This window comes from Micromonospora aurantiaca ATCC 27029 (assembly GCF_000145235.1).
In the GTDB taxonomy this organism is placed as follows: Bacteria; Actinomycetota; Actinomycetes; order Mycobacteriales; family Micromonosporaceae; genus Micromonospora; species Micromonospora aurantiaca.
This window is the reverse complement of the sequence record NC_014391.1, coordinates 2,334,232-2,360,267: the sequence shown is the minus strand read 5'-3', so window position 1 is coordinate 2,360,267 and position 26,036 is coordinate 2,334,232. Positions and strand designations below refer to the sequence as shown.

Here is a 26,036-nt window from a genome sequence, read left to right as displayed (position 1 = left end):
GCCGTCGATTGCGCGGCGGCGGTCAGCCGTCGGCGCAGGCGGCGGTCAGCCGACACCGCTTGAGCGCCTCGTCGCGAACAGCTCGCAGATCTTGGTAGGAAACGGCCCCCACAGGGGCACTTTCGTACCAAGATCTATGGCTGCATCCGGGTGGAGGCGCGGTCGGGTCAGCGGTAGACGGTGCGGTGGGCGGCGGCGATCGTCCGGGCGTACACCGCGCCGGTGACGGCCCGGTCGCGGGCCAGCGCGGCCCGCGCCGCGTTCGCCCCCGGCGCGCCGTGGACGCCGCCGCCCGGGTGGGCGGAGGCGCTGGCCAGGTAGAGCCGGTCGACCGGGGTGTCGGCCCGGCCCAGCCCGGGGATCGGCCGCAGGAACAACTGCTGGTACGCCGCGGCAGTGCCGCCGCCCAGCGCTCCCCCGACCAGGCTCGGCTCGGCGGCCTCCAGGTCGGCCGGGCCGGCCACGTGGCGCCCGACGATCGACGCCCGGAAACCCGGCGCCGCCGCCTCCAGCACCTCCTCCATCCGCTCCACGTGCCCCGCCACCTCCTCGGCCCGCCAGTTCCGGCGGAACGGCAGGTGGGTGTAGGACCAGAGCGACTCGGTGCCGGGCGGTGAGTGGCTCGGGTCGGCTACCGACATCTGCCCCACCAGCAGGAACGGATCCCGTGGCAGCTCGCCGCGGGCCAGCTCGGCCGCGTACGTGGTGAGGCCGTCGAGGTCGGCGCCCAGGTGCACGGTGCCGGCGCCGGCCAGGTCGCGGTTCTTCCACGGCACCGGCGCGGACAGCGCCCAGTCGACCTTGAGCGTGGAGCCGTCCCACTTGAAGTGCGCCAGGTCCTCGACCATCCGGGGCGGCAGCGCCGCCGCGCCGACCAGGTCGAGGAAGAGCGCAGGCGCTGGTACGTCGGCGAGCACGGCGCGCCGGGCCCGCCAGTCGGTGCCGCCGGCGGTGCGTACGCCCATCGCCCGGCCCCGGGCGGTGAGCACCCGCTCGACCCGGGCGCCGTACGTGATCCGCCCGCCCCGCTCGACCAGCCGCGCCACCAGCGCGTCGGTGATCTTCTGGGCGCCGCCCACCGGCACCGGCCAGCCCACCTGCTGGCCGAGCATGGCGAGCAGCCAGCCGTACACGCCGGAGCCGGCCTCCTCCGGGGACAGGTCGGTGTGCAGGGCGCATCCGGCCAGCAGCACAGTGCCGCCCTCGCCCTCGAACAGCTCCGCGCCGAGCTTGCGGACCGGGAGCACGAGGCGGCGGGCGAGCCGGAGCGCGCCGCCGACCCGGAGCTGCCGCAGCAGGCCCAGCCCGCCGCGTACCGGCGGGAACGGGGTGGTGATCGTCTGCAACATCGGCTCGGAGACCTGGCACCAGTCGGCGTACGCGTGCCGCCAGCGCTCCCCGTCGCCGGGCGCGAACGCCTCCAGCGAGGCGGCGGTGGCGTCCAGGTCGCGGTTGACCACTGCGGCCCGGCCGTCCGGTAGCAGGTGCGCCAGCACGTCCGGCGCGTGCGTCCAGGACAGGCCGTGCCGTTCCAGGCCCAGCCCGTCGAGCACCGGGGAGGCGTAGCCGAGCGGATAGAAGGAGCTGTAGAGGTCGCTGAGGTAACCGGGCGCGGTCACGTACGCGGAGCGGACGGCCCCGCCGGGCGCCTCGGTGGCCTCCAGGACCTCGACGTCCCAGCCGGCGTCCACCAGCAGGTTCGCGGCCACCAGCCCGTTGTGCCCGGCCCCGATGACGACGGCGTCTGCGGTGGAGGTCATCCGATCCGCCTACCCGGCCGGTCACCGGGCGAAACGCGTTTGCCCAGCCCATGCCGGGGCAAGCACGGCCGCATGTACACGGTTGCGCAGCTCATTGGTGGAGTGTGGGGCGCCGGCGGCGAGGGCGGCGAGCTGGTCGTCCACGATCCGGCGGACGGGTCGCCGGTGACGCGGACGCCCGTCGCGACGGCCGACGAGGTGGCCAAGGCGGTGGAGGCGGCCCGGGGCGTGGCGGCGGAGTGGGCCGCGACCGCACCCGCGGACCGGGCCGCGGCGCTGCACCGGGCGGCGGACGCCGTCGAGGCGGCGGCCGACGAGTTGGCCGAGGCGACCACGGCGGAGATGGGCAAGCCGCTCGACGACGCGCGGGGCGGGGTGGCGGCGGGCGTCGGCACGCTGCGACAGTACGCCGAACTGGCCCCGCTACGGGGCGGCCGGACGCTGCACGGCGCGCACGGCGCGCTGGACTTCATGGCTCCCGAGCCGCGCGGCGTGGTCGCCGCGATCACCCCGTGGAACGACCCGGTGGCGGTGTCCTGCGGCCTGCTCGGCGCGGCGCTGGTCACCGGCAACGTGGTGGTCTACAAGCCGAGCGAGCGGACCCCTGCCACCGGCTGGCTGCTCGCCCGCGCGCTGGACTCGGCGTTGCCGGCCGGGGTGCTGTCGCTGATCACCGGCGGCGGCGAGGTGGGTGCCGCGCTGGCCGGGCAGGAGCTGGACGTCATCGCGCACGTCGGTTCCACTGCGACCGGCCGGGTGATCGCCGCCGCGGGCGCGCGTACCGGGGCGAAGGTGCTGCTGGAGAACGGCGGCAGCGATCCGCTCGTGGTGGACGCGGACGTCGACCCGATTTGGGCGGCCGAACAGGCGGCGCTCGGCTGCTTCGCCAACGCCGGTCAGATCTGCGTGGCGGTGGAGCGGATCTACGTGCACCGCGACGTCGCCGAGGGCTTCCTGGACGCGCTCGTGGCGCGCGCCGAGGCGCTCACAGTGGGCCCCGGCCGTGACCCGGGCACACAGCTCGCGCCGCTCGTGGACCGGCGGCACCGGGACCACGTGCACGGGCAGGTGACCGCCGCGCTCGCCGACGGTGCCCGGGTACGCGCCGGCGGCGTGCTGCCGGACGGACCGGGCGCGTTCTACCCGGCCACCGTGGTCGAGGGCTGCCGCCACGACATGGCGCTGGTCCGGGAGGAGACGTTCGGGCCGGTAGCCCCGGTGGTGGTGGTCGACTCGTTCAGCGAGGGGCTGCGGTGCGCGGCCGACTCCCCGTACGGGCTGGCCGCCACAGTGCTGACCGGCTCGATGAGCCACGCCCAGCGCGCCTGGCGGGAACTGCCGGTCGGCACCGTGAAGATCAATTCGGTGTTCGGCGGGGCGCCGGGTGGCGCGGCCCAGCCGCGCCGGGGCAGTGGCCAGGGCTTCGGGTACGGCCCGGAGCTGCTGGACGAGTTCAGCACCGTCAAGGCGGTGCACCTGGAGGCGCCGGGCGGCGGCCACTGGTGAGACGGCACAGAGCGAGCCCGGGACCGCCTCGGTCCCGGGCTCGACGCGTACCCCCAGGGGTCAGCGACCCCCGCGGGCCTTGCGGGTCGCGTTGTTGTTGGCCTTCTCGATCGCCGTGACCAGTTCCGGCTTGGTCATCCGGGACCGGCCACGCACGTCCAGTTTCTTCGCCACCTCCATGAGGTGGTCCTTGGTGGCGTTGGCGTCCACCCCGCCGGCCGTCGGCGCGCGCCGGGCCGGGCCGCCGCCTTCGGCCTGCTTGTCGCTGGGCCCCTTGCGGCCCTTGGGCTCCCAGTGGTCGCCCACCTTCTCGAACTCGTGCTTGACCGCGGCGAAGGCGGTGCGGTGCGCCCGCTCCCCCTCGCCGTACGTCTCGACCGCCGAGTCGTGTGTCTTCTCCCAGGTCCGCTGCGCCTTCGCCGGGGAGCGCCGCAGCGTGCTGGGCAGTACCTCGCGCCCGGGCATCTCGTCCTCCTTCTGGAGTCTCGATCGGGTGTCTGGTGTGGTTCCCTCCCGCCCGGCGGGCAAACCGGCACCCGGTTTGTCGATTTCCCCCCGGGGGTACCGCCCGGCCACGCCCGGTGGCGGGGCCTGGAGGAGGCGGACATGACCGTGACGACACCACAGACGGTCGACGGCCGGACGCGGTCCCGTCTCCCCCGCCGGATCCGCCAGCTCAACTGGCGCACCTGGCGCGGTGTGCTGGTACGCAGCGGCAAGGGCTTCGTCACCGACAACTGCGCGGACTGGGCCGCGGCGCTCACCTACTACGGCGTGCTGGCCCTGTTCCCGTCCACGATCGTGGTGGTCGCGCTGGTCGGCCTGGTCTCCGACGGCCCGCGCACCGTCGACACCGTGATCGACCTGGCCCGGGAGATCGGCGCCGGCTCGGTGGTCGGCAACGACGCGTTCGTGGGCGTGGTGCGCAACGTGGTCGAGCAGCAGGGCTCGGCGAAGGTGCTGCTCAGCTTCGGTCTGCTCGGCGCCCTCTGGTCCGCGTCCGGGTTCATCGGCGCGTTCACCCGCGCCTCCAACGCGATCTACGGGGTACGGGAGGGACGGCCGTTCTACCGGCTGCGCCCGTTGCAGATCGGCATGGCCGCGGTGACGATCGTGCTGCTGGCGGTGGTGGCCACCGGGCTGATCGTCAGCGGCCCGGTCACCGACGCGGTGGGTGACCTGCTGCACGCCGGGGCGGTGGCCCGCACGACATGGTCGGTGGCGAAGTGGCCGCTGCTCGCCGTGGTCGCGATGACGCTGCTGTCGCTGCTGTTCTGGATCGCGCCGAACGTCCGCCAGCCGCGGTTCCGCTGGCTCACCCCGGGCGGCGCGCTGGCGCTCGCGGCCTGGGTGCTCGCCTCCTTCGGCTTCGGCCTGTACGTGGCGAACTTCGGCTCGTACGACGTCACGTACGGCAGTCTCGGCGCGGTCATCGCGTTCCTGGTGTGGCTCTACCTGTCCAACTGCGCGCTGATGCTCGGCGTGCAGGTGAACGCCGAGCTGCAACGCGGGCGGGCGATGCAGGCGGGGGTCGAGGAGCCGGACGACCCGGTGCTGCCGCCGCGCTCCCCGGCCGACGACGAGAAGGCGGACGGGGAGAAGACGGCCGACCGGTTGCCGCCCGGATGACCGGCTCTCCCGGCCCGCGCCGGTTTACCGGCGATCCCCCGGGGCATCTCCCAAGGCATGGAACGTGGCAGCAGCAAGCACTCGCCCAGGGTCGACGACCAGATGAGCAGCGAGGTCAGCGGTCTCGTCCAGAGCACCGGGACCGGCGGTTCGCGGGCCGAGGAGTTCCGGATCCCCGAGCCGGCCGGCGAGGACCAGCCGGAGGCCACCACGGCGCCCGCCGGGGAGCTGCGCAGCGGCACGCCGCAGGGCATGAGCTCCGAGGACGTCGAGGCGCGCAGCCGGCTGGGACGGTTCATCACCATGACCGCCCTGCCCGGTGACCGGGAGGCGCTGCTGGCAAACGCGCGGGAGAACGAGGCGCCGACGGACATCGTCGCCGCCCTGGAGACCCTGCCCGCGGGGGCCCACTACCAGACGATCTCCGAGGTGTGGGCCGCACTCGGGCACAGGAACGAGACGACGCGCTGGTGAGCGGGCCGGCCCACGGCCCGTACGAGACACACACCGGCGGAAGAGGAGGAACCCCGACATGAGTGGCGTTACCGAGCACGTGGACGTGGACGTCCCGATCCGGACCGCGTACGACCAGTGGACCCAGTTCGAGGAGTTCCCGCACTTCATGGACGGCGTGCAGGAGGTGCGGCAGCTCTCCGACACGATGACCCACTGGACCGTCGAGATCGCGGGCGTGAAGCGCGAGTTCGACGCCGAGATCACCGAGCAGCTGCCGGACGAGCGGGTGGCCTGGCGCTCCACCGGGGGCACCCAGCAGGCGGGCGTGGTGACCTTCCACCGCCTCGACGAGGGGCACACCCGGGTCACGCTCCAGATGGAGTTCGAGCCGCACGGCGTGGTCGAGCAGGCCGGCGACAAGCTGGGCGTGGTCGACCGGCGCGCCAAGGGCGACCTGGAGCGGTTCAAGCAGTTCATCGAGCGGCGCGGTCAGGAGACCGGCGCCTGGCGCGGCGCTGTCGACCGCCCCACCCCCTGAGCCACCTCCCCCGTACCCGAGTTTCGATGGCCGCCGGCGGTGCCGGCGGCCATCGCCGTGTCCGGCCGTTTGCGATCATCCGGTCCGGGTACCGCAGGGGAATGACCGACAACGACCGCCACGTGTGGCGCGACGAGGACCGCACTCCCCTGCACGAGCTGGACCAGGCCATCGCCCGGTCGGCCACGGACGGCCAGGGCGACGACGTCACCGCCAACGACGCCGGCGAGGAGGCCGCGTTCGGGCACGGCCCGGAGGCGGTCGACCGGGGCGCCGGCCTGGAGGCCGAGCGGCGTGAGATGACCGATGCGGACCGGGCCTACCGGCCGTCGACGATCGGGCGGACCGGCCCCGACAGCATGTGATCCGCCGGCGGCTGCGGCACCCGTGCCGATGCCCGCAGCCGCCGGATTCATGCTCGGCCGAAACGACAAAAAGTGCGGTACGGACGGCCGGGAAAACGGACAGCCCATCTAGAATCGGCCGAACGGCTGACGGCACTCCCCCTGATGCGCGCAAGACTTTCGGGATGCAACAGGGCTCCGGTTTCCTCTCCAACCGTCAGCGCAAGCTCGCGTGGCTGGGCTTCCTGCTCGCCGCGCTCCAGGCTCCGGTCTCCGCCCGGTTCACCGAGGACAGCTCCTGGCTGTTCAGCCTGGTGGTGGCGCTGATGGTCGCGACCGTGATCATCGCCGACGACGGCGCCCGCCGCCGCCCGGCCGACGCCCGCTCCTCCGACTGAGTCAGCGCGTGCCGGGGCGCGCCTCGTGCCCCGGCATCCCCCGGCTGCGGCGGCGCTCCTTCATCTCCGCCTCGTAGAGGTGCCGCCGGCCCTCGACCAGCTCGTCGCGGGCCTGCCGGTCCAGCTCCCGGAAGAGCGCGTAGTACCCGTCGTCGAAGTCCTCGACGATCTGGAACGTCCACCGCCCGGCGATGACGTTGCGGCCGAGCAGTTCCCTGTCGATCCGCTCGGCGAGCGCCGGGTGACCGGCGGCGCGGAACATCTCCACCGCGTCGTCGAGCATCAGGTCGGCGTGGCCGATGAGCTGGTGCAGCTCGTACAGGTGGCCGCGGGCCCGCTCGACGCACTCCAGGGCCTCGCTGAGCTTGCCCAGCGCCTCGACCGTGGCGTCACTCACTCCCTCCGGGCGCCGGTGTGCCCGGTCCGGTCCGTCGGCCCGCTGTCCCATCGTGTCCCTCCGTGACCCCGGTCGCGTGGTCTGCGTACCGGACTTCTGCCCCCGCACGGGCGACTCAATCCCGCCGGACGACGAGACCGCTCCCCCGGACGACCCGGGCATCCCCCGCTCGGCCGAGGCCGGCCCGCGGCGGGCGGCGTTAGCCTCGGACACCATGCGCGTGCCGAACAACCGGGTCGCGACCCGCCGCTCCGCGGCCGTGGCCGCGCGGACGACCCTCACCTCGCTGACCGCCACCGTCGGCACCGCCGGCCTCGCCGCGGCCCACGCGAACCCCGGGCTGCTCGCCGAGGTCGACCAGCACGCCGCCGGGGTACGCGACAGCCTCGACGGCGACCGCCGGCCACTGACGGTGGCGGCGCTCGCCGGGTACGTCGAAGGGCTGCGCGACGCGGCGGCCGAGTACGGCTGGACGCCGCCGGCCGAGCCGGTGGACTGGTCCGAGCCGGACTGGACGCTCACCCGCCTGCTCGCGGTGTGCCTGCTGGCCCGCGGGCTGGACCCGCGCCACCTGGCCTGACCCGGACACGGCTACGGGGCGCCCGCGATCGCCCCGCGGACACCCCGTCACCCGTTGCCGTCAGCCGTTCGGCCGGCGGAACTGCTGTGTCTCGTCCCCTGCCTCGCCGGAGCGGTACGTGCCCGCGCCCGACATGGACGACTGCGGCGCCGCCGGTGCCGGTTGCCCGCCCCGGTCGGCCATCCGCCGCTCGTAGTCGCCGCGGCCGGCCTGCTGCGCCTGCCGCTGCTGCCGGATCGCCCGGGACTCCTCGGCGGCCCGGTGCAGCCAGCCGTCCCAGCGGTCCTGCATCGGCTTGACCAGACCACCACCGACACCGACGATCAGGATGCCGGCCACGGTGGCGAGGAACGCCACGAGCACCGGTGTGGTCACCGTGGTGGCGATGCCCACCTGGTTCAGCGCGGCGATGATGCCGAGCGCCAGGATGAAGATCGCCGTCACGTCGGCCAGCACCCGGCCGTACGAGAGCCCACCCAGCGCGCCGGAGACCAGGTCCCGGACGGCGTTGGCGATGGCGGCGGCGATCACCACGATCACGATCGCCACGAAGGCCCGCGGCAGCCAGGACACCACCCCGCGGATCAGGTCGCTGATCGCGTTCGGTCCCCACACCCCGAAGGCGAACTGCAGGGTGAACAGCAGGACCGCGTAGTAGGCCAGTTTGGCCAGGATGTCGCTGGCGTCGTACTTGGTGCGTTCCAGGGCCCGTTTGACGCCGCCGCGTTCGACGGCGCGGTCGAATCCCACCCGTTCCAGTGCCGCGTCCACGATTTTGAGGACGGCTCGGGCGATGAGCCAACCCACGACGAGGATCGCGATGAACGCGATCGCCCGCGGTACGAAGAGCAGCACCGACCTCCAGAAGTCGGTCCAGGCCGCACTGATGTCGACCTGTCCGACCGCGAGGGTTTTCGGCATGATGTCCCTCCTGTCGCGTGAACTGCGCCGCCCGCATACCCGGTGACCTGGGCAGCACGCCGAGCCGGACCGGGGCAATTTCCCGACATGCCCTGCCGAACCGGTCTGACCTGCCCGAACATCCGCGCCGCCCGGCACCCGCACCCGCCACGGACGCATGATCGGAACCACCCGGCCACGCTCCGGTTAGGCTGCGGTCATGCCAGGCACCGTCGGTCGGGTTCCCACACCGTCCGCCCCCGCACCGGGAGCGCCCACCGATCCCGTCGTCGGCGGGCAGGCGGCCGGGACCGCCCACCCGTGGGCCGGCACGTCGCTGGGCGCTCCGCACACCTGGGATCCCGCGGTACGCGCCGTGACGGACGTGGTACTCGCCTCCCCCGTACCGATGGCCCTGCTCCTCGGCGACGACCTGGTGGTCTTCTACAACGACGGGTACGCCGAGCTGATCGGCGACCGGCACCCGGACGCGCTGGGCCGGCCGGCGGCCGAGGCGTTCGCCGAGGTGTGGCGCGACCCGAGCGCCGGCGAGGCGCTGGAACGGGTCTACCGGCACGGCGAGCCGTTCCTGCAACGGGAGGCGGTGCTGCCGGCCGACCGGCAGGACCCGGCCGAGCCGGCCGTGTTCACCAGGGGCCACTGCCCGGTACGCGACTCCACCGGCCGCATCGTCGGCGTGCTGACCGTCTCGGCGCAGACCACCCAGCTGACCCAGCAGTTGCAGAGCCTGAGCGACTTCGCGGCGGCACTGGCCGGCACGCTCACGCTCGACGACGTGGCCCGGGTGACGTTGCGCTACTGCCTGCACTCCTTCGACGCCGACCGGGTGTCGTTCGCGGTGGACGAGGGCAGCGCGTGGCGGCTGGTCCGCCGCATCCGCGGCGAACTGCTCGACGAGGCCGACGAGCGGCTGCCCCCGCTGTGGCGCCGGATGTCCGCCGAGTCACCGCTGCCCGCGGTGGTGACCGCGCGCAGCGGCGTGGCCTCTTTCACCGCCGACGGGCAGCCGCTGCGCGGCGTCGCGGCGGACCGGCACGACGAGAAGATCCGCGCGCTGGCGGCGCTGCCGCTGCGTACCACGGTGGTCCGGGGCTCGCTGACAGTGGGCTACCGGACGCCGCGCTCCTGGTCCCCCGCCGAACGGGCGCTGCTGACCGCCTCCTCGGAGCTGGTCGGCCAGGCCGCCGAGCGGGCCCGCCGCTTCGAGACCCAGCACGGCACCGCCCAGATGCTGCAACGCAGCATGCTGCCGGAACGGCTCCCGGACCTGCCCCGGCTGCGCATCGCCGCCCGCTACGACCCGGGCGTGGACGGCAACGCGGCCGGCGGCGACTTCTACGACGCGTTCCTGCTGCCGACCGGCGCGCTGGGCGTGGTGCTGGGCGACGTGGCCGGGCACGACGTGCAGGCCGCCGCCCGGATGGGCCAGGTACGCGCCGCGCTGCGCGCGCTCGCCCTGGTCGACTCCCGGCCGGACGCGGTGCTCGACGGGCTGGACCGGCTGGTCGCCAGCCTCGGCGTCGAGGGCGGCACCCAGGAGCTGTTCGTGACAGTGGTCTTCGGCGTGGTCGAGGCGGACCGGGAGCTGGTCACGCTGGCCAGCGCCGGTCATCCCGCGCCGCTGATCCGGCGCGCCGGACCCGGCGCGGCGGTGGCCGAGTTCGTCGACGTGCCGCCCGCTCCTCCGCTGGGCCTGGGTGGGCGGGCGCGTACCGCCACCGTGCCGTTCCGGCCCGGCGACACGCTGCTGCTCTACAGCGACGGCGTGGTGGAGCGGCGCTGGCAGGACCTGGCCGCCGGGATGGCCGGGCTGGGCGCGGCGGTGACCGGGGCGGCCGGCGGCGACCCGCGCGCGCTGTGCGCGGTGGCGACCGCGTCGGTGCCGGGCGCCACCGAGGACGACGTGGCGGTGCTCGCCGTCGAGTACGCGGTGCGCCCCAGCCGGTCGGCGAGCATGGAGGTGCCGGCCGAGCCGACCGCGCCGAGCCGGGTCCGGCACTGGATGACCGCGCAGCTCGGCGAGTGGCGGGTGCCGGAGGCGGTGATCGGCGCGGCGGTGCTGTGCACGAGCGAGCTGACCACCAACGCGCTGCTGCACGCCGGCACCGCCGCCCGGGTCGAGGTCGACCTGTCCGCCGAGCGGTTGCTGGTGTCGGTTGCCGACTCGGGCACCCGGGGTCAGGTCACCCGGGCGCAGACCGACACGCTCAGCAGCCGCGGCCGCGGGCTCGGCCTGATCGAGGAGCTGAGCGACGCCTGGGGCACCGACCCGACCGTACGCGGCTCGACGGTCTGGTTCGAGATCCTCATTCCGGCGGGTGAGCCGCGCGTCGGCGACGCCCCGGCCGGGTAGGAGCCGGACATGGCCGACGACAAGCGACGCGGTGTCCTGTTCGACGTGGACGGCACCCTGGTCGACACGACGTACCTGCACACGGTGAGCTGGTGGGAGGCGCTGCGCCAGGCCGACCACCGGGTGCCGATGGCGCGGATCCACAGGTCCATCGGCATGGGCTCGGACAAGCTGCTCGACCACCTGCTCCGCGCCGAGCGGGACCGGGACGCCGACGGCCGGCTGCGCGACGCGCACGACGCGCTGTACGCGGAGTACTGGGAGCGGCTGGCGCCGCTGCCCGGTGCCCGGGAACTGCTGCGCGCCTGCGCCGAGCGCGGGCTGCGGGTGGTGCTGGCGACCTCGGCCGCCGAGCACGAGGTGACAGCGCTGCGGGCCGCGCTGGACGCGGACGACGTGATCGACTCGGTCACCTCGTCGGCCGACGCGCAGGAGAGCAAGCCGGCGCCGGACATCCTGGTCGCCGCGCTGGACCAGTCGGGGCTGACCGCCGAGCGAGTGGTGTTCGTCGGCGACTCGGTCTGGGACGTGGCAGCGGCCGGCAAGCTGGACATCCCGTGCATCGGGCTGACCTGCGGCGGCACCGGCCGGGCGGAGCTGGCCGGCGCGGGCGCGGTGGCGGTCTACGACGACCCGGCGGCGCTGCTGCACGCCCTGCCGGACAGCGCCATCGGCACGCTCGGCTGACCGCCGGTCGACCGGCGGGCACGCGCACGCTTAACCGGACCCGCTTCGGGGCACTGCTGGACTCCACCGCCCGGCCGCCGGGCGCCGGAAGGGTGGTGTCGTGGAACCGGTCGATGTCGCGTTCGCTCTGCTGGGCGTCGGTGCGCTGCTGGCCGGGGTGCTGCCCCGGGTCCTGGAGCGGCGGCCGCTGTCGATGCCGATCGCGTTCCTCGGGCTCGGCATGCTCGTGTTCGTGCTGCCCACCGGTCTGCCCACACCGGACCCGCTGCGCTGGCCGGAACTGACCACCCACCTCACCGAGGTCGGGGTGATCGTCGCGCTGATGGGCGCCGGCCTGAAGATCGACCGTCCGCTGAGCTGGGCCCGCTGGTCGTCGACGTGGCGGCTGCTGGCGATCGCCATGCCGCTGTGCATCGCCGCGGTGGCGCTGCTCGGCTGGTGGTGGGCCGGTCTGGTGCCGGCCGCGGCGCTGCTGCTCGGCGCGGCGCTCGCGCCGACCGACCCGGTGCTCGCCTCCGACGTGCAGGTGGGCGAACCGACCGATGTGGAGGACTCGGAGGACGAGGTGCGCTTCGCGCTCACCTCGGAGGCGGGCCTGAACGACGGGCTCGCCTTCCCGTTCGTGTACGCGGCCATCGCGATCGCCACCACCGGGCTCGCGCCGTCCGGCTGGCTCGCCGAGTGGTTCGCGGTGGACGTGTTCTACAAGCTCGCCGCCGGGGTGGGTGGCGGGCTGCTCGTCGGCTGGCTGCTCGGCAAGCTGTTCTTCCGTGCCCCGAGCAAGCTGCGGCTGGCCCGGCACTCCGAGGGCTTCCTCGCGCTGGCCGCGACGTTCCTCGCGTACGGGCTGGTCGAGGTGATCGGCGGGTACGGCTTCCTGGCCGTGTTCGTGGCCGCCCGCGCGATCCGGGCCGCCGAACGTACGCACGAGTTCCATTCCGTGCTGCACGACTTCGCCGAGCAGGTGGAGCGGCTGCTCACGGTGCTGTTGCTGCTGCTGTTCGGCGGCGCGGTGATCGGCGGGCTGCTCGCGCCGCTGACCTGGCCGGCGGCACTGGCCGGGCTGGCGCTGGTGCTGGTGGTCCGGCCGCTGGCCGCGTGGCTGTCGCTGCGCGGGGCGCCGGGCAGACCGGCCGAGCACTGGGTGATCTCGCTGTTCGGCATCCGCGGCGTCGGCTCGTTCTACTACCTGGCGTACGCCACCAGCAAGACCGACTTCCCGCAGGCGGATCTGGTCTGGGCCACAGTCGGTCTCGTGGTGGTGGTGTCGGTGGTGGCGCACGGGATCGCCGCGACACCGGTCATGCAGTTGCTGGACCGGGAGGGCGAACGCACCGGCGAGGACACGCGGGCCGGGTCGGCGGCGCAACCGGTGGGCGCCACCGGCTGACCGGCCCGGGCCGAGGGCTGTCAGCCCAGCCGGGCGGCGAGCGCGCGGCCCAGGTCCCGTCCGGAGCGCCAGGCGGTCTGCACGCGCGGGCGGCCGAACGCGTCACCGGCCAGACCGATGCCGTCGTCGTCCAGGTGGAACGTGGCGCTCCCGGCGTGCGCGGCCGGGGACGCGTACGTCCAGCGGTGCACGTGGGCCGACACCGCCGGCTCGGGCAGTCCGAGCAGGTCGCGGACCGCCTGCTCGATCGCCGGGCGGGCGGCTGTGGGCTGGAGCAGGTGCCCGGCGGCGAACTCGGCTGTGGTGTGCGCGACGAGCACCGGCGCGCCGTCACCACGGCGGTCGCCGTCGTCGCAGACCAGGCTGAGTACGGGGTGGCCGTTGACGAACGCCCCGCGGAAGTCCGTCCAGCGGCGGGCCGGGAAGTGCAGCACCCCGCTCAGCGCCGGCGACCAGCGTTGCGCGGCCACCGCCCGGGTCGCCTCGGCCAGCGCCGGGTCCAGCAGCAGCGCCGCCTGCGGGCCGGGCATGGCGAGCACGACCGCCTCGGCCTCGGCGCCGTCCACCCGGAGGCCGGGCTCGACGCTCATCACCAGCCGGTCGTGCGTCACCGGCAGGTCGCCTGCGAGCTGCTCGACGAGTGAGCGCAGCCCGCGCGGGGCGGCCCAGCGCATCGGGCCGGTGACCTGCTCGCGCCCGCCCGGCCCGTACGCGACGAGCGTGTCGGTCCACTCCCGCGCCAGCCCGGCGGCCCGCCACCGGTCCACCACGGCGGCGAAGTCCGGGTCGTCCACCGTGAAGTACGCGGCGCCCAGGTCGGCCGGGCGGCCGTCGAAGCGCTTGCTGGCCATCCGCCCGCCGGTGACCCGGGCCCGTTCGCGTACCCGCACCGGGACACCGGCCCGCGCCAACTCGGTCGCGCACGCCACCCCGGCGATGCCCGCGCCGACCACCACCACGCCCGCCCGCTCCGCCGTCACCAGCTGATCGTAGGCGGCGGGCGGCATGAACCCGCCGGGCCGGGGGTAGTGGTACACCTGTTCGAGGAGAGGTGATCAGCATGGCCGACCGCGCCAACACCAACGACAGGAACGTGAACCCGGACGCCGCCGTCAAGGACCCGGACGACTGGGTCACCGGCGACGAGCCGCCCACCGCCGCCCAGGAGTCGTACCTGCACACCCTGGCCCAGGAGGCGGGCGAGCCGGTGCCGGAGGGCCTGACCAAGGCCGAGGCGTCCCGGCGGATCGACGAGCTCCAGGCGGAGACCGGCCGGGGCCGCTGAGGTCAGCGCGGGGGCAGGCGGTGCAGCTCGACGCGGTCGAGCCGCCCCGCCACCACCCGGGCGGTCAGGTAGGTGGCGTACGGCTGCGCCCGCCGGTCGGTGGGTGAGCCGGGGTTGAGCAGGCGCAGACCACCCGGGGCGACGGTGTCCCACGGGATGTGCGAGTGCCCGAAGACGAGCAGGTCGCAGTCGCCGTACGCGGCGGCGCAGCGCTCCTCGCGGCGGGTCTTCGGGCCGGTCTCGTGCACCACGGCGACGCGCAGGCCGTCCAGCTCGACCCGGGCCACCTCGGGCAGCCGGGCGCGCAGCTCCGGCCCGTCGTTGTTGCCGTACACGCCGACCAGGCGGCGCGACCGCTCCTCCAGCGCGTCCAGCAGCGCCACGTCCACCCAGTCCCCCGCGTGCACCACGACATCCGCGGCCTCCACGGCCCCCCACAGCACCGCCGGAAGATCCCGCGCCCGCTTGGGCACATGCGTGTCCGCCATGATCACGAGTTCCACCCCCTCATCCTCCCCCACCCCCCGTTGCCCGCGGCGATCATGAAGTTGGCGGCACTCAGGGAGATCGACTTCGGCGTCAACCTCATGATCGACGCGAAGCGGGCGCGGGGTGGCGGTGGGAGGTGGGGGCGGGGGCGCGGGCGGCGGCGTCGGTGATGCGGCCGGCGGCGATGATCAGGCCGATGTGTGAGTACGCCTGCGGGAAGTTGCCGACCTGCTCGCCGGTGTCCTGGTCGATCTGCTCGGCGTACAGGCCGAGGTCGTTCGTGCGGGCGGCCAGCCGTTCGAACAGCCGCCGGGCCCGGTCCAGCTCCCCCGCCTCGGCCAGGCAGGCGGCCAGCCAGAACGAGCAGATCACGAACCCGGCCGGGTCGCCGTCCCAGCGGCGCAGCAGCCCGTCGCGGGACAACCGCCGCTCCAGCACGTCCATCGTGGCGCGCATCCGCGGATCGTGCGCCGGCAGGAAACCGACGAGCGGCATGACCAGAACCGAGGCGTCCAGATCGTCGGACCCGAACGCCCCGGTGTACGCGCCGACCCGCTCGTTCCAGCCGTGAGTGAGCACGGCCGCCCGTATCTCGTCGCGCGCGGCGACCCAGCGCGCCACGTCGGCGGGCTCGCCGATGCGGGAGCCGAACCGGACCGCCCGGTCCAGCGCGGTCCAGCACTCCACCTTCGACGACACGTAGTGCCGCTCCGGCCCGCGCCCCTCCCACATCCCCGCGTCGGGCCGGTGCCAGCCGCGCTCGGCCTGGTCGGCGAGCGTACGCAGCAGGTCGCGGACCTCGGGTGACATCGGGTCGAGGTAGTACCGCATCAGCCAGGCGGCGTCGAGCACCTCGCCCAGCACGTCGTTCTGCCGCTGCCGCCAGGCGTCGTTGCCGACGAGCACCGGCCGGCTGTGCTCGTACCCGGCCAGGTGGTCGAGGTCGTGCTCGGTCAGGTCCCGCTCCCCCTCGACGCCGTACATGATCGGCACCGGCTCGTCGCCGATCCGGCCCATCGCCCGCGCCACCCAGGTGAACTGCCGGTCCGCCTCGTCCGGGCAGGCCGCCCGCCAGAGCGCCTGGAGGGTGAGGCTGAAGTCGCGCAGCCAGACGTAGCGGTAGTCGTAGTTGCGGTCGCCGCCGAGCCGCTCCGGCACCGAGGTGGTGGCCGCCGCGACGACCGCGCCGCTGGGCGCGTACGTCATGCCCTGCACCGCGAGCGCGCTGCGCCGCACCTCGTCGCGGTACTCGCCCCGGTAGTCGTGCAGCGCCGACCAGGACCGCCAGCCGGCGACCGTCCCGGCCACCACCTCGGCGGCGTCGGGCAGCGCGGGCGCGGCGCCGGCGTACGTCGGGGCGTACCCGAGGGTGAAGCGGTGGGTGCTGCCGGCGCGGGCGGTGAACCGCCCGGCGGCGGCCCCCTCGGCGACTGTCAGCGGAACGTCGGCGCGCAGCTCCAGCCGGCAGGCGCCGGCGGTGGCGGCCACCACCCCGTCGCGATCGGTCAGGTAGGCGCCGACCCGGCCGTACTCGAACCGCGGCGCGTACTCGACGCGCATCGGCACCTCGCCGGTGAGCCCCTCGACCAGCCGGGCGAGCACCCGGGGCGAGTGCATCCCGATGTCGTGACCGCGCGCGCCGGGCTCCAGCGCCAGCGCGTCGGTGACGGCGACCGTGCCGGTCGCCGTGGTGAAGACGGTACGCAGCACCAGCGTGTCGTCCAGGTAGGACCGCGTGCTGGTGGCCGCGCCCTCGGGGCGGATGCTCCAGTGCCCGGCGCCCTCGTCGAGCAGCCGCCCGAACACCGACGGCGCGTCGAACCGGGGCGGGCACCACCAGTTGACCGAGCCGTCGCGGTCGACCAGCGCCGCGCTACGCCCGTCGGCGAGGAAGCCGTGCTCGCTGATGTGTCGGGTCGGCACGGGTGTGGCTACCCGGCCCGGGGCACCGGCATGCCTCGCCACATCGGTCCGGCCCGGCGCGTTACCGCTGCCCGGCGCCGGGAACGCGGCGGGTTGACGAAGGAGGATGCTCATGACCAGACCCTCGACTCCGACCGCGGCCTGGCAACCCGGAATGCCGGGCAGCGACAACCTCCCGTCCGGACCGGGCGGTCGCCCGACGCCGCCGAGCGGGGACGGGCACGGCCCGCATGCCGGGGCGCCGACCGTCACGATCGGCTCGTACCCGGACTATCCGTCCGCCCAGCGCGTGGTGGACTATCTGGCCGACAACCGGTTCCCGGTGGAACGTACCTCGATCGTCGGTACGGACCTCACGCTCGTGGAGACCGTGATGGGACGGCTCACCACGGGCCGGGCGGCCCTGCTCGGGGCCGGGACCGGCGCCTGGTTCGGCTTGTTCATCGGCTTGTTGTTCGGCATCTTCACCGCCGGGAACTGGCTGGCGGTGATCCTGGTCGGGCTGGTGATCGGCGCGATCTGGGGAGCCGTGTTCGGCGCTGTCGCGCACGCCATGAGCGGTGGGCAGCGTGACTTCACGTCGGCCAGTTCACTGCGCGCCGCCCAGTACGCGGTGACTGTGGACGCGGAGATGGCCGGCCAGGCCCAGCAGCTGCTGAGCCGGATGCACCTGACACCGACCGGTGCCACCGCCCGCTGACCGGCGGTACGCGACATCGAGGGAGGGCCCCGCCGGGGTCCTCCCTCGCCGCGTCAGTGGTACGCCCGCTCCCCTGCACGCAGCGGCACGTCCACCCGGTTCTCCGGCGGCGCCAGCGGGCAGGCCCACCTGTCGTCGTAGGCGCAACTGGGGTTGTAGAGGTAGTTGGCGTCCAGGCGGACCCGGTCACCGGGGAGCACTGTCAGGCCCCGGCCGAAGGTGCCCTTGACCGTGTCGGTGAGGTACCGGCCCCCGCCGTACGAGCCGTCGCCGCAGGTGCCGTCGCGCAGCGGCAGGAACAGCCCGCCCCCGTACGCCTCGATCCACCACAGCGTGAGCGGTCCCCACGGCGTCCCGGCGACCGCGACCCGCCGGTACGCGACCACCCCGTCCGGGCCGCCGGTGTCGATGCGCAGCTCACCGGAGGCGGGGCGCAGCGGCGCCTCCACCACCGCCGACGGGTCGGGCGGGTACCAGCGCAGGCCGGTGAAGCCGGGCCGGTCGGCGGGCGGCACCGGGCTGCTCGGATGGGTGCGGAACAGCTCGTCGCGCGCGGCCCGGAAGCCGGTCAGGTCGAGGTCGGACAGGTAGAGCCGGGCCACCCGCTCCCGCCAGTCGAGCAGGTCGAGATCGTCCATCCCCCGACCCTAGCCGGGGTCACCCGTTCAAGTTTTGAAGAGTCATCCCAGCCTGGCCGGCCGAGCACGACAGGGCACTTGTTTAAATTTTAAATAGTGCTAGTCTCGGAGGCATGACGGAGAGCCTGGACGCGGAGCGGATGGCCTGCTGGCGCGCGTACATCGAGTCGAGCCAGCGGCTGTTCACCCGGCTCGAGGACGACCTGCGCGCCGACAGCGACCTGAGCTTCGCCGACTACCACGTGCTGGTGCTGCTCTCCGAGGCGCCCGGCCAGCGGCTGCGCATGGGTGAGCTGGCCGACCGGCTGGTGTTCTCACCGAGCCGGCTGACCTACCAGATCACCACGATGCGCAAGCGCGGCCTCGTCGCGAAGGAGGCGTGTCCGGCGGACCGGCGCGGCAGCGAGGCAGTGCTCACCGCGGCCGGCCTGCTCGCCCTGCGCGAGGCCGCGCCGCACCACCTGCGCTCCGTACGCGCCCACCTGATCGACGACCTCGACGACGCCGAGGTCGCCTGCCTCACCCGGGTCTTCGAGCGGCTCGGCCGGCGCCTGCGCGCCGACCGCACCGCGTCGTCCACCCCGGCCGACAAGTAAGGAGTCCCGCGATGCCCGCGATCACCGTCGACGACGTCCTCGTCCTGCCCCGCCTGCCCGAACTCGGCGAGGCCACCGAATACCGCCAGGTCCGCCGGGTCACCACCGCCCCCAGCGGGTACGAGGGCGAAGGCTTCCCGGTCCGCCGGGCCTTCGCCGGCGTGCCGATGACCGAGCTGGACCCGTTCATCCACCTCGACCAGATGGGCGAGGTCGACTACGCGCCGGGCGAGCCGAAGGGCACCTCCTGGCACCCGCACCGCGGCTTCGAGACGGTGACCTACATGATCGACGGGATCATGGACCACCAGGACTCGACGGGTGGCGGCGGCACCATCACCGACGGCGACACCCAGTGGATGACTGCAGGCAGTGGCCTGCTTCACATCGAGGCGCCGCCGGAGCACCTGGTGATGAGCGGCGGGCTGTTCCACGGCCTCCAGCTCTGGGTCAACCTGCCCCGGGTCGCCAAGATGAGCGCGCCGCGCTACCAGGACATCCGCGGCCGGGAGTCGGCGCTGCTGACCACGCCCGACGGCGGCGGCCTGATCCGGGTCATCGCGGGCGAGGTCGCCGGGCACCGGGGTCCGGGCTCGACGCACACGCCGATCACCATCGCGCACGTCACGTTGCAGCCCGGCGCCGAGCTGAGCCTGCCCTGGCGGTCCGACTTCAACGCGCTGGTGTACGTGCTGGCCGGCCGCGGCACGGTCGGCACCGACCGGCGGCCGATCCACCTCGGCCAGCTCGCCGTGCACGGTCCCGGTGAGGCGTTGCGGATCACCGCCGACCGGACGCAGGACTCCAACGCCCCGGCGCTGGAGCTCTACCTGATGGGCGGCCAGCCGATCCGCGAGCCGGTGGCGCACTACGGCCCGTTCGTGATGAACACCCGCGCCGAGCTGATCCAGGCGGTCGAGGACTTCCAGGCCGGCCGGCTCGGGGTGATCCCGACCGGGCGGGTGCCGCACAGCGACGGCCAGGGCGACCGGCCCTGACCTGCTACGGGCGCCCCGGTTCGCCGGGGCGCCCGGCCGCGGTCTCAGGAGACGGCGAAGATCCCGGCCACCCCGAGGATCACCATCAACAGGACCGCCACCAGCGCACCCCGCTCCCCCTCCACCGCCTGGTCGCGGTCGGTCACGGTGTTCGTCGTCTCGGCGGGCATGTCGGTGCCTCCTCGGTATCGCGATCCAGGGGTCCGGCGCACCCCTGACGCGCGGCACCCACGCCGACCTGCTGCTCGACGTGCGGGGCCCTGCCGGGGGTCCTACCGTGTGAGGACGTCGTCGACCTCGGGGGGTGGAACGTGACTCTGCGGGACTGGTTCCTCACCGCACAGGAACGCGCCAACCCGAGGTCAGAGTTACCCGTCTGGACCGATGGAAACCTCGCCGAGCCCCTCATTCACGGTGCCGCGTACTTCGACCGCCTGGTCAGCGAGGTGGAGTCGCTCACAGCAGGCGACCACCTGTTCTTCACCGACTGGCGTGGTGACCCGGACGAGCGGATGCGCCCGGACGGCCCCACGGTGGCGCAGTTGTTCGCCCAGGCCGCCCAGCGCGGGGTCATCGTCAAGGGCCTGATCTGGCGCTCCCACCTCGACACGCTCTCCTACAGCGAGGAGGAGAACCGCGACCTCAGCGAGGCGATCCGCGCCGCCGGCGGCGAGGTGCTGCTCGACCAGCGGGTCCGGCGCGGCGGCTCGCACCACCAGAAGCTCGTGGTGCTGCGCCGCCCCGGCGAACCGCGCCGCGACGTCGCCTTCGCCGGCGGCATCGACCTGTGCCACAGCCGCCGCGACGACGCCGGCCACGCCGGCGACCCGCAGCCGATCGGCATGTCCCCCCGGTACGGCCCCACGCCGCCCTGGCACGACGTGCAGCTGGCGGTGCGCGGGCCGGTGGTCGGCGCGCTGGACACCACGTTCCGGGAGCGGTGGACCGACCCGATGCCGCTGGACTCGGAGAACCCGATGGCGTACCTGCGGGACCGGCTGCGCGGCTCCGACCTGCGCCCGGACCCGCTGCCCGAGCAGCCCGCCGACCCGCCGCCCTGCGGGCCGCACCACGTGCAGGTGCTGCGCACCTACCCGGCGGTGCGGCCCCGCTACTCCTTCGCCCCCGACGGCGAGCGCACGGTGGCCCGCGGCTACACCAAGGCGGTACGCCGGGCCCGGCGGCTGATCTACCTGGAGGACCAGTACCTCTGGTCGACCGAGGTGGCCGAGCTGTTCGCGCAGGCGCTGCACGAGCACCCGGACCTGCACCTGGTCGCGGTCGTGCCCCGGCACCCGGACGTGGACGGCCGGCTCGCGCTGCCGCCCAACATGGTCGGCCGGGAGCAGGCGCTGTCGCTGTGCCACCGGGCCGCGCCGGAACGGGTGCACGTGTTCGACGTGGAGAATCACGACGGGACGCCGGTGTACGTGCACGCCAAGGTCTGCGTGGTGGACGACGTCTGGGCCAGCGTGGGCAGCGACAACTTCAACCGCCGGTCCTGGACGCACGACAGCGAGCTGTCCTGCGCGGTGCTCGACGACACCCGCGACGAGCGGGCGCCGGCCGACCTGGCCGGACTGGGCGACGGCGCCCGGGTGTTCGCCCGCGACCTGCGGCTGAGGCTGTGGCGCGAGCACCTGGACCGTGATCCCGGCGGCGCGCAGGACGACGACCTGCTGGACCCGGCGGACGCGGTCGCGGCGATCACCGCGGCGGCGGAGGAACTGGATCGCTGGCACGCCGGGGGCCGGGCCGGTCCCCGTCCGCCGGGCCGGTTGCGGCCCCACCGTCCGGAGCGGTTGCCCTGGCGTACGCGGCTCTGGGCGCTGCCCGCGTACCGGCTGGTCTACGACCCGGACGGCAGGCCGCTGCGGGCCCGGCGGGCGGGCACCTGGTGAAGGTCCGCCACCTCGTCCGGCACGTTCGGGCGGGCCGGGTACGCGAACGACACGCGTGGCGAGTAGAAGCCCCAGCAGACGTGCAGCGGGTTGGCCGGCCGCAGCGCGTGGACCGGGTGCTCCGGCGCCGGGAACTCCACCGACTCGACCTCGAACGGTGACACCGGCTCGGCCACGTACGGGTAGTCGGTGACGATCAGCTCGCCGTCGCGGCGGGTGAGGTAGCGGTGGTGGCCGTTGTGCGCCTCGGTGCCGGTGTGCCCGATCCGGGCGGTGACCCGGATCAGCAGCGTGCCGTCGGCGGCCCGGGTCTCGGCGGTGAGCTGATCGCCGCGCAGGTCGAGGCGGGTCTCCCCGGCGGCGGCGGGAGCGCCCCGCGCGGCCGCGTACCGCCGGACCCGCTCGCTGGAGGCGAGGTAGTGCGTCCACAAGCCGCCGGGCGTCTCGCCGTCGGGCGGGTCCATGTCCGCCAGTGAGACACCCAGGTAGGTGAGCGAGTACGCCCCGAAGCCGGAGGTCTGCGTCTCGTCGTCGACCACGTACTGGTTGACGAACACCTGCCGCTGCGGGTGCGGGCGCAGACCGGCGGGCACCAGCGTCTCGACCGCGCCGGGATCCGCCGGGAGCCAGCTGAACAGCAGCGTCCGGGCGTTGATGACGAGTTGCGGCGCGGCGGGATCCAGCACGGTGCCTCCGTTGACGTGTCGCTACGGACGCTACGGGCGGTCCCGTCGGCGGGACAACGACAGAAAGGCGACACTTCGCCCACCTGTCGGATTCCACGTTGACCGGTCGGGGTACGACCGGGGCCGACCGGTCAGCGCCACCCCACCAGCCTGCCGAGCGCGATATCGACCGGCTCACGTCTTTCGTGGCTGCTTACACCTTAAGTACATCGTACTTTCGGCTAGATTTCCGCAGCACGATCGGGCTATGGTGGCTTCCGAACGTACGACCGAAACCTAAACCTAAGCGTCACGTCTTTTTTCTTCCGTGGACGAGGTGCAGGGAGGACCACCCATGACCGCTCCCACGATCAGCGCCCGGGCGACCACGCCGGCCGCCTCCGCGAAGCTCGACCCCCGCTCGCTCACCGACAGCGCCGCCGACCTGCTCGCCGCGATGGCCGCGCTGCCCGCCGACCACCCGTCCCGGCCGGCGCTGCGCGACCGCGCCATCGAGGCGTGGCTGCCGCTGGCGAACCACCTGGCCCACCGCTACAGCGGCCGGGGCGAGCCCAACGACGACCTGGCGCAGACCGCAGCGATCGGCCTGATCAAGGCGATCGACAAGTTCGACCCGTCGCGCGGCGTCGACTTCGCCGGCTACGCCATCCCCACCATCATCGGCGAGCTGAAGCGCCACTTCCGCGACCGCACCTGGGACATCCGGGTGCCCCGCCGGCTCCAGGAGCTGCGCCTGGCGATCTCCGACGCCAACAGCACGCTGCTCCAGACGCTCGGCCGCTCGCCGACGGTCGCCGACATCGCCGCCCACCTCAAGCTCACCGAGGAAGAGGTGCTGGAGGGCCTGGAGGGCGCCCGCGCGTACAACGCGGTGTCGCTGTCCACCCCCACCGGCGACGGCGAGCGGGCCACCGAGCTGGGCGATCTGCTCGGCGGCGAGGACGGCGAGTTCGAGCTGGCCGAGATGCGTGTCGCCCTCGGCCCGGCGCTCGCCACGCTCGACCAGCGCGAGCAGAAGATCCTCACACTGCGCTTCTACGGCAACCTGACCCAGTCGCAGATCGCCGAGCAGATCGGCGTCTCGCAGATGCACGTGTCCCGGCTACTGGCCCGGGCGCTCACCAAGCTGCGCGGTCAGCTCGACGGAACGTACTAGCAAGGGGGGCGGCGGCCGGGTCGGCGGACCCGGCGCGGCGGCCCACCCGGCCCGGTCGGCGGTGCGCCGGCCGGGCCGTTCCGCGTTCCGGGGGCAGCGCGGACCGACCGACGGAGCGGTGCGAGAGTGGGGCCGTGCTCGCCGACATCCCGCTCGACCTGCCGGTCCGCCCGGTCCTGCCGGCGCTCGTCGGCGCGCTGCGCGAGCGCGGCGCCGCCGTCCTGGTGGCGCCGCCCGGCACCGGCAAGACCACCACCGCGCCGCTCGCGGTCGCCGACGCGGTCACCGGCCGCGTGGTGATCGCCCAGCCCCGGCGGGTGGCCGCCCGCGCCGCCGCGCACCGGATGGCCGCCCTGCTCGGCGAGCGGGTCGGCGACCGGATCGGGTACGCGGTGCGCGGCGAGCGCCGGACCGGGCCGCGTACCCGGGTCGAGGTGGTGACCACCGGCCTGCTGGTCCGCCGCCTGCACCACGACCCCGAGCTGCCGGGCGTGGACGCGGTGGTGCTCGACGAGTGCCACGAACGGCACCTCGACGCCGACCTGGCGCTGGCGTTCAGCGTCGAGGCCCGCGCCACACTGCGCCCGGACCTCTGGCTGCTGGCGATGTCGGCCACCCCGCAGACGGACCGGTTCGCCGCGCTGCTCGGCGCCGGCGACCCCGCCCCCGTGGTACGCGCCGAGGCCGCGCTGCACCCGGTCGAGCGGGTGTGGGCGCCGCCGCCGCGCCCGGTGACGCCGCCCGGTGCCGGCCGGGTCGACCCGGCGCTGCTCGACCACGTGGCAGCCACGGTCCGCCGGGCGCTGCGCGAACGCGACGGTGACGTGCTCGTCTTCCTGCCCGGCGCGGGTGAGATCGGCGCCGTCGCGCGCCGCCTGGCCGACCTCCGCGACATCGCGGTGCTGCCGTTGCACGGACGGCTGCCCGGGGCCGCCCAGGACGCGGCGCTCACCCCTGCTGCCGGACGGCGCGTGGTGCTCGCGACGGCGGTGGCGGAGAGCAGCCTCACCGTCCCCGGCGTCCGGGTGGTGGTGGACGCCGGACTGAGCCGGGTGCCCCGCACCGACCTGGCCCGAGGGCTGGGCGCGCTGGTGACCGTGCCGGTGTCGCGGGCCGGGGCCACCCAGCGCGCCGGCCGGGCCGGACGGGAGACGCCCGGGGCGGTCTACCGCTGCTGGTCGGAGGCGGCGCACGAGCGGCTCGCCCCGCAGCCCGAACCGGAGATCGCCACCGCCGACCTGACCGGGTTCGCGCTGGAGCTGGCGGCCTGGGGCACACCGGACGGCACCGGGCTGGCGCTGCCCGACCCACCGCCGCCGGCCGCGCTCACTGTGGCGCGGGAGACGCTGACCACGCTCGGCGCGGTGGACCACGACGGCCGGATCACCGCGCGGGGACGGGCGGTCGCGGCGGCGGGCACGCATCCCCGGCTGGCGCGGGCGCTGCTGGACGGCGCGCCCCGGGTGGGTGCCGACCGGGCCGCCCAGGTGGTGGCGATCCTCGGCGAGGACACGCTGGGCGGGACGGGAGACGACCTGCCCGCCCGCTGGCGCCGGCTGCGCGACGGCGCCGACCCGGCCGCCACCGCGCGCTGGCGCACCGAGGTACGCCGCCTGCGCGCCGCCCTGCCCGCCGACCGGCATTCCGCCGGCACGCGCGCCGACTCGACGCCGCACCGCAGCGTGAGCGGCGGACGGTCGGCGGGGAACGAGCGGGAGCGCCTGCCGGACGATCTGGCCGCGGGGCTGCTCGCCGGACTGGCGTACCCGGAACGGCTGGCCCGCTCACGGCGGCCGGGCGGGTCCGCGTACCTGATGGCCGGCGGGACCGCCGCGGAGCTGGCGCCCGGGTCGGGGCTGACCGGAGCGGCGTGGCTGGCCGTCGCGGTGGCCGACCGCTCCCCCGGCGCGCCCGCCGCCCGGGTGCGGCTGGCCGCACCGATCGACGAGGCGACCGCCCGGGAGGCCGGGGCGGCGCTGCTGGACACCGGACGGGAGGTGGCCTGGTCCGGCGGGGACGTGGTGGCCCGCGAGGTAGTCCGGCTCGGCGCCGTCGAACTGGTCGACCGGCCGCTCACCGCGCCGGACCCGGAGCTGGTCGCGGCGGCTCTGCTGGACGGGCTGCGGCAGGAAGGGCCGGGCCTGCTGCGCTGGACGCCGGAGGCGACCGGGCTGCGCCTCCGGCTGGCGTTCTGCCGCCAGGCGCTCGGCGACGGCTGGCCGGACGTCTCCGACGCCGCGCTGACCGCCGGCGCGCCCGTCTGGCTGGGCCCGGAGCTGGCCCGCGCCCGGCGCCGGGCCGACCTCGGCCGGGTGGACGTGGCGGCGGCGCTGCGGCGGCTGCTCGACTGGCGGCAGGCCGCGCGGCTGGACGAGCTGGCTCCGGAGCGCCTGGAGGTGCCGAGCGGCTCGCGGATCCGGATCGACTACGCGGACCCGGCCGCGCCGGTGCTGGCGGTCAAGCTCCAGGAGACGTTCGGCTGGCGGGACGTGCCGCGCATCGCCGACGGGCGGGTGCCGGTGCTGCTGCACCTGCTCTCCCCCGCCGGGCGGCCGGTGGCGGTCACCGCGGACCTGGCCTCGTTCTGGCGCACCGGATACCCGCAGGTACGTGCGGAGCTGCGCGGACGCTACCCGCGCCATCCGTGGCCGGAGGACCCGACCACAGCCGAGCCGACCCGCCGTGCCGCTCCGCGACGGCGGTGA

At 74.6% G+C, this 26,036-nt stretch carries 27 protein-coding genes; 17 read left to right on the top strand and 10 right to left on the bottom strand.

Annotation, left to right across the window (positions count from 1 at the left end; translation table 11 throughout):
- Window positions 1-167: 167 nt before the first annotated feature.
- Window positions 168-1,760, bottom strand: a complete 1,593-nt coding sequence (locus MICAU_RS11065) for a phytoene desaturase family protein (RefSeq protein ID WP_013285394.1) — start codon at window positions 1,758-1,760, stop codon at window positions 168-170.
- Window positions 1,761-1,832: 72 nt separating this feature from the next.
- Between MICAU_RS11065 and MICAU_RS11060 the strand changes: the two genes are divergently transcribed.
- Window positions 1,833-3,266 (top strand): aldehyde dehydrogenase family protein, encoded by a 1,434-nt coding sequence (locus MICAU_RS11060; RefSeq protein ID WP_013285393.1) that lies wholly within the window; start codon window positions 1,833-1,835, stop codon window positions 3,264-3,266.
- Window positions 3,267-3,326: 60 nt separating this feature from the next.
- Here the strand turns inward: MICAU_RS11060 and MICAU_RS11055 are convergent, their stop codons facing one another.
- Window positions 3,327-3,731 (bottom strand): ChaB family protein, encoded by a 405-nt coding sequence (locus tag MICAU_RS11055; protein WP_013285392.1) that lies wholly within the window; start codon window positions 3,729-3,731, stop codon window positions 3,327-3,329.
- A gap of 141 nt (window positions 3,732-3,872) precedes the next feature.
- On the opposite strand from MICAU_RS11055, the gene MICAU_RS11050 reads away from it, so the two are divergent.
- From MICAU_RS11050 to MICAU_RS11030, 5 genes are all read left to right on the top strand, one after another.
- On the top strand, window positions 3,873-4,895 hold the full coding sequence (locus MICAU_RS11050; RefSeq protein ID WP_013285391.1) for a YihY/virulence factor BrkB family protein: 1,023 nt from the start codon (window positions 3,873-3,875) through the stop codon (window positions 4,893-4,895).
- 57 nt (window positions 4,896-4,952) lie between these two features.
- A complete protein-coding gene (locus MICAU_RS11045; protein WP_013285390.1) occupies window positions 4,953-5,369 on the top strand; it encodes a DUF2795 domain-containing protein in 417 nt (138 codons plus the stop codon).
- Window positions 5,370-5,427: 58 nt separating this feature from the next.
- Entirely contained in the window at window positions 5,428-5,889 is a 462-nt protein-coding gene (locus tag MICAU_RS11040) for an SRPBCC family protein (protein WP_013285389.1), read from the top strand.
- Between the two features lie 101 nt (window positions 5,890-5,990).
- On the top strand, window positions 5,991-6,254 hold the full coding sequence (locus tag MICAU_RS11035; RefSeq protein WP_041798959.1) for a hypothetical protein: 264 nt from the start codon (window positions 5,991-5,993) through the stop codon (window positions 6,252-6,254).
- Between the two features lie 164 nt (window positions 6,255-6,418).
- Complete coding sequence (locus MICAU_RS11030) at window positions 6,419-6,631, top strand: hypothetical protein (RefSeq protein WP_013285387.1); 213 nt, start codon at window positions 6,419-6,421, stop codon at window positions 6,629-6,631.
- A gap of 1 nt (window position 6,632) precedes the next feature.
- Here the strand turns inward: MICAU_RS11030 and MICAU_RS11025 are convergent, their stop codons facing one another.
- Window positions 6,633-7,079: a hypothetical protein gene (locus tag MICAU_RS11025; protein ID WP_013285386.1), complete on the bottom strand. Its 447-nt coding sequence runs from the start codon at window positions 7,077-7,079 to the stop codon at window positions 6,633-6,635.
- 163 nt (window positions 7,080-7,242) lie between these two features.
- On the opposite strand from MICAU_RS11025, the gene MICAU_RS11020 reads away from it, so the two are divergent.
- Complete coding sequence (locus MICAU_RS11020) at window positions 7,243-7,608, top strand: DUF6401 family natural product biosynthesis protein (protein ID WP_030270331.1); 366 nt, start codon at window positions 7,243-7,245, stop codon at window positions 7,606-7,608.
- A 60-nt stretch (window positions 7,609-7,668) separates the two neighbouring features.
- Here the strand turns inward: MICAU_RS11020 and MICAU_RS11015 are convergent, their stop codons facing one another.
- Complete coding sequence (locus MICAU_RS11015) at window positions 7,669-8,529, bottom strand: mechanosensitive ion channel family protein (protein ID WP_013285384.1); 861 nt, start codon at window positions 8,527-8,529, stop codon at window positions 7,669-7,671.
- A 199-nt stretch (window positions 8,530-8,728) separates the two neighbouring features.
- Between MICAU_RS11015 and MICAU_RS11010 the strand changes: the two genes are divergently transcribed.
- From MICAU_RS11010 to MICAU_RS11000, 3 genes are all read left to right on the top strand, one after another.
- On the top strand, window positions 8,729-10,882 hold the full coding sequence (locus MICAU_RS11010; RefSeq protein WP_013285383.1) for an ATP-binding SpoIIE family protein phosphatase: 2,154 nt from the start codon (window positions 8,729-8,731) through the stop codon (window positions 10,880-10,882).
- 9 nt (window positions 10,883-10,891) lie between these two features.
- On the top strand, window positions 10,892-11,569 hold the full coding sequence (locus MICAU_RS11005; protein WP_013285382.1) for an HAD family hydrolase: 678 nt from the start codon (window positions 10,892-10,894) through the stop codon (window positions 11,567-11,569).
- A 100-nt stretch (window positions 11,570-11,669) separates the two neighbouring features.
- The gene (locus tag MICAU_RS11000) at window positions 11,670-12,959 is read left to right on the top strand and encodes a cation:proton antiporter domain-containing protein (RefSeq protein ID WP_013285381.1); all 1,290 of its coding nucleotides are present in this window, start codon (window positions 11,670-11,672) and stop codon (window positions 12,957-12,959) included.
- A gap of 20 nt (window positions 12,960-12,979) precedes the next feature.
- Here MICAU_RS11000 and MICAU_RS10995 read toward each other — a convergent pair whose 3' ends face one another.
- Entirely contained in the window at window positions 12,980-13,966 is a 987-nt protein-coding gene (locus tag MICAU_RS10995; protein WP_013285380.1) for an NAD(P)/FAD-dependent oxidoreductase, read from the bottom strand.
- Between the two features lie 53 nt (window positions 13,967-14,019).
- Here MICAU_RS10995 and MICAU_RS10990 point away from each other — a divergent pair, with 53 nt between their 5' ends.
- On the top strand, window positions 14,020-14,244 hold the full coding sequence (locus tag MICAU_RS10990) for a DUF3072 domain-containing protein (RefSeq protein WP_013285379.1): 225 nt from the start codon (window positions 14,020-14,022) through the stop codon (window positions 14,242-14,244).
- Between the two features lie 2 nt (window positions 14,245-14,246).
- Here the strand turns inward: MICAU_RS10990 and MICAU_RS10985 are convergent, their stop codons facing one another.
- Window positions 14,247-14,747, bottom strand: a complete 501-nt coding sequence (locus MICAU_RS10985; RefSeq protein WP_013285378.1) for a metallophosphoesterase family protein — start codon at window positions 14,745-14,747, stop codon at window positions 14,247-14,249.
- A gap of 82 nt (window positions 14,748-14,829) precedes the next feature.
- Complete coding sequence (locus MICAU_RS10980) at window positions 14,830-16,656, bottom strand: glycoside hydrolase family 15 protein (RefSeq protein ID WP_013285376.1); 1,827 nt, start codon at window positions 16,654-16,656, stop codon at window positions 14,830-14,832.
- A gap of 112 nt (window positions 16,657-16,768) precedes the next feature.
- On the opposite strand from MICAU_RS10980, the gene MICAU_RS10975 reads away from it, so the two are divergent.
- Window positions 16,769-17,356: a general stress protein gene (locus MICAU_RS10975; RefSeq protein WP_013285375.1), complete on the top strand. Its 588-nt coding sequence runs from the start codon at window positions 16,769-16,771 to the stop codon at window positions 17,354-17,356.
- Window positions 17,357-17,409: 53 nt separating this feature from the next.
- Here MICAU_RS10975 and MICAU_RS10970 read toward each other — a convergent pair whose 3' ends face one another.
- The gene (locus MICAU_RS10970; protein WP_013285374.1) at window positions 17,410-17,994 is read right to left on the bottom strand and encodes a DUF1684 domain-containing protein; all 585 of its coding nucleotides are present in this window, start codon (window positions 17,992-17,994) and stop codon (window positions 17,410-17,412) included.
- A gap of 113 nt (window positions 17,995-18,107) precedes the next feature.
- Between MICAU_RS10970 and MICAU_RS10965 the strand changes: the two genes are divergently transcribed.
- Window positions 18,108-18,590, top strand: a complete 483-nt coding sequence (locus MICAU_RS10965) for a MarR family winged helix-turn-helix transcriptional regulator (protein ID WP_013285373.1) — start codon at window positions 18,108-18,110, stop codon at window positions 18,588-18,590.
- A gap of 11 nt (window positions 18,591-18,601) precedes the next feature.
- The gene (locus MICAU_RS10960) at window positions 18,602-19,588 is read left to right on the top strand and encodes a pirin family protein (protein ID WP_013285372.1); all 987 of its coding nucleotides are present in this window, start codon (window positions 18,602-18,604) and stop codon (window positions 19,586-19,588) included.
- Window positions 19,589-19,632: 44 nt separating this feature from the next.
- Here MICAU_RS10960 and MICAU_RS33420 read toward each other — a convergent pair whose 3' ends face one another.
- On the bottom strand, window positions 19,633-19,758 hold the full coding sequence (locus tag MICAU_RS33420) for a hypothetical protein (protein ID WP_013285371.1): 126 nt from the start codon (window positions 19,756-19,758) through the stop codon (window positions 19,633-19,635).
- A gap of 141 nt (window positions 19,759-19,899) precedes the next feature.
- Between MICAU_RS33420 and MICAU_RS10955 the strand changes: the two genes are divergently transcribed.
- Window positions 19,900-21,489: a phospholipase D family protein gene (locus tag MICAU_RS10955; RefSeq protein ID WP_013285370.1), complete on the top strand. Its 1,590-nt coding sequence runs from the start codon at window positions 19,900-19,902 to the stop codon at window positions 21,487-21,489.
- Here MICAU_RS10955 and MICAU_RS10950 read toward each other — a convergent pair.
- The gene (locus MICAU_RS10950) at window positions 21,438-22,175 is read right to left on the bottom strand and encodes a hypothetical protein (protein ID WP_013285369.1); all 738 of its coding nucleotides are present in this window, start codon (window positions 22,173-22,175) and stop codon (window positions 21,438-21,440) included. The two genes, MICAU_RS10955 and MICAU_RS10950, sit on opposite strands and share 52 nt — an antisense overlap.
- 334 nt (window positions 22,176-22,509) lie before the next feature.
- Here MICAU_RS10950 and MICAU_RS10945 point away from each other — a divergent pair, with 334 nt between their 5' ends.
- Together MICAU_RS10945 and hrpB are read left to right on the top strand one after the other, a co-directional pair.
- Entirely contained in the window at window positions 22,510-23,331 is an 822-nt protein-coding gene (locus MICAU_RS10945) for a SigB/SigF/SigG family RNA polymerase sigma factor (protein WP_013285368.1), read from the top strand.
- 134 nt (window positions 23,332-23,465) lie between these two features.
- Complete coding sequence (gene hrpB, locus MICAU_RS10940) at window positions 23,466-26,036, top strand: ATP-dependent helicase HrpB (protein ID WP_013285367.1); 2,571 nt, start codon at window positions 23,466-23,468, stop codon at window positions 26,034-26,036.

Coding starts and splice junctions, on each gene's coding strand:
- MICAU_RS11065 (WP_013285394.1), bottom strand. CDS start 1,760: ATGACCTCCACCGCAGACGCCGTCGTCATCGGGGCCGGGCACAACGGG.
- MICAU_RS11060 (WP_013285393.1), top strand. CDS start 1,833: ATGTACACGGTTGCGCAGCTCATTGGTGGAGTGTGGGGCGCCGGCGGC.
- MICAU_RS11055 (WP_013285392.1), bottom strand. CDS start 3,731: ATGCCCGGGCGCGAGGTACTGCCCAGCACGCTGCGGCGCTCCCCGGCG.
- MICAU_RS11050 (WP_013285391.1), top strand. CDS start 3,873: ATGACCGTGACGACACCACAGACGGTCGACGGCCGGACGCGGTCCCGT.
- MICAU_RS11045 (WP_013285390.1), top strand. CDS start 4,953: ATGGAACGTGGCAGCAGCAAGCACTCGCCCAGGGTCGACGACCAGATG.
- MICAU_RS11040 (WP_013285389.1), top strand. CDS start 5,428: ATGAGTGGCGTTACCGAGCACGTGGACGTGGACGTCCCGATCCGGACC.
- MICAU_RS11035 (WP_041798959.1), top strand. CDS start 5,991: ATGACCGACAACGACCGCCACGTGTGGCGCGACGAGGACCGCACTCCC.
- MICAU_RS11030 (WP_013285387.1), top strand. CDS start 6,419: ATGCAACAGGGCTCCGGTTTCCTCTCCAACCGTCAGCGCAAGCTCGCG.
- MICAU_RS11025 (WP_013285386.1), bottom strand. CDS start 7,079: ATGGGACAGCGGGCCGACGGACCGGACCGGGCACACCGGCGCCCGGAG.
- MICAU_RS11020 (WP_030270331.1), top strand. CDS start 7,243: ATGCGCGTGCCGAACAACCGGGTCGCGACCCGCCGCTCCGCGGCCGTG.
- MICAU_RS11015 (WP_013285384.1), bottom strand. CDS start 8,529: ATGCCGAAAACCCTCGCGGTCGGACAGGTCGACATCAGTGCGGCCTGG.
- MICAU_RS11010 (WP_013285383.1), top strand. CDS start 8,729: ATGCCAGGCACCGTCGGTCGGGTTCCCACACCGTCCGCCCCCGCACCG.
- MICAU_RS11005 (WP_013285382.1), top strand. CDS start 10,892: ATGGCCGACGACAAGCGACGCGGTGTCCTGTTCGACGTGGACGGCACC.
- MICAU_RS10995 (WP_013285380.1), bottom strand. CDS start 13,966: ATGCCGCCCGCCGCCTACGATCAGCTGGTGACGGCGGAGCGGGCGGGC.
- MICAU_RS10990 (WP_013285379.1), top strand. CDS start 14,020: ATGGCCGACCGCGCCAACACCAACGACAGGAACGTGAACCCGGACGCC.
- MICAU_RS10975 (WP_013285375.1), top strand. CDS start 16,769: ATGACCAGACCCTCGACTCCGACCGCGGCCTGGCAACCCGGAATGCCG.
- MICAU_RS10970 (WP_013285374.1), bottom strand. CDS start 17,994: ATGGACGATCTCGACCTGCTCGACTGGCGGGAGCGGGTGGCCCGGCTC.
- MICAU_RS10965 (WP_013285373.1), top strand. CDS start 18,108: ATGACGGAGAGCCTGGACGCGGAGCGGATGGCCTGCTGGCGCGCGTAC.
- MICAU_RS10960 (WP_013285372.1), top strand. CDS start 18,602: ATGCCCGCGATCACCGTCGACGACGTCCTCGTCCTGCCCCGCCTGCCC.
- MICAU_RS33420 (WP_013285371.1), bottom strand. CDS start 19,758: ATGCCCGCCGAGACGACGAACACCGTGACCGACCGCGACCAGGCGGTG.
- MICAU_RS10945 (WP_013285368.1), top strand. CDS start 22,510: ATGACCGCTCCCACGATCAGCGCCCGGGCGACCACGCCGGCCGCCTCC.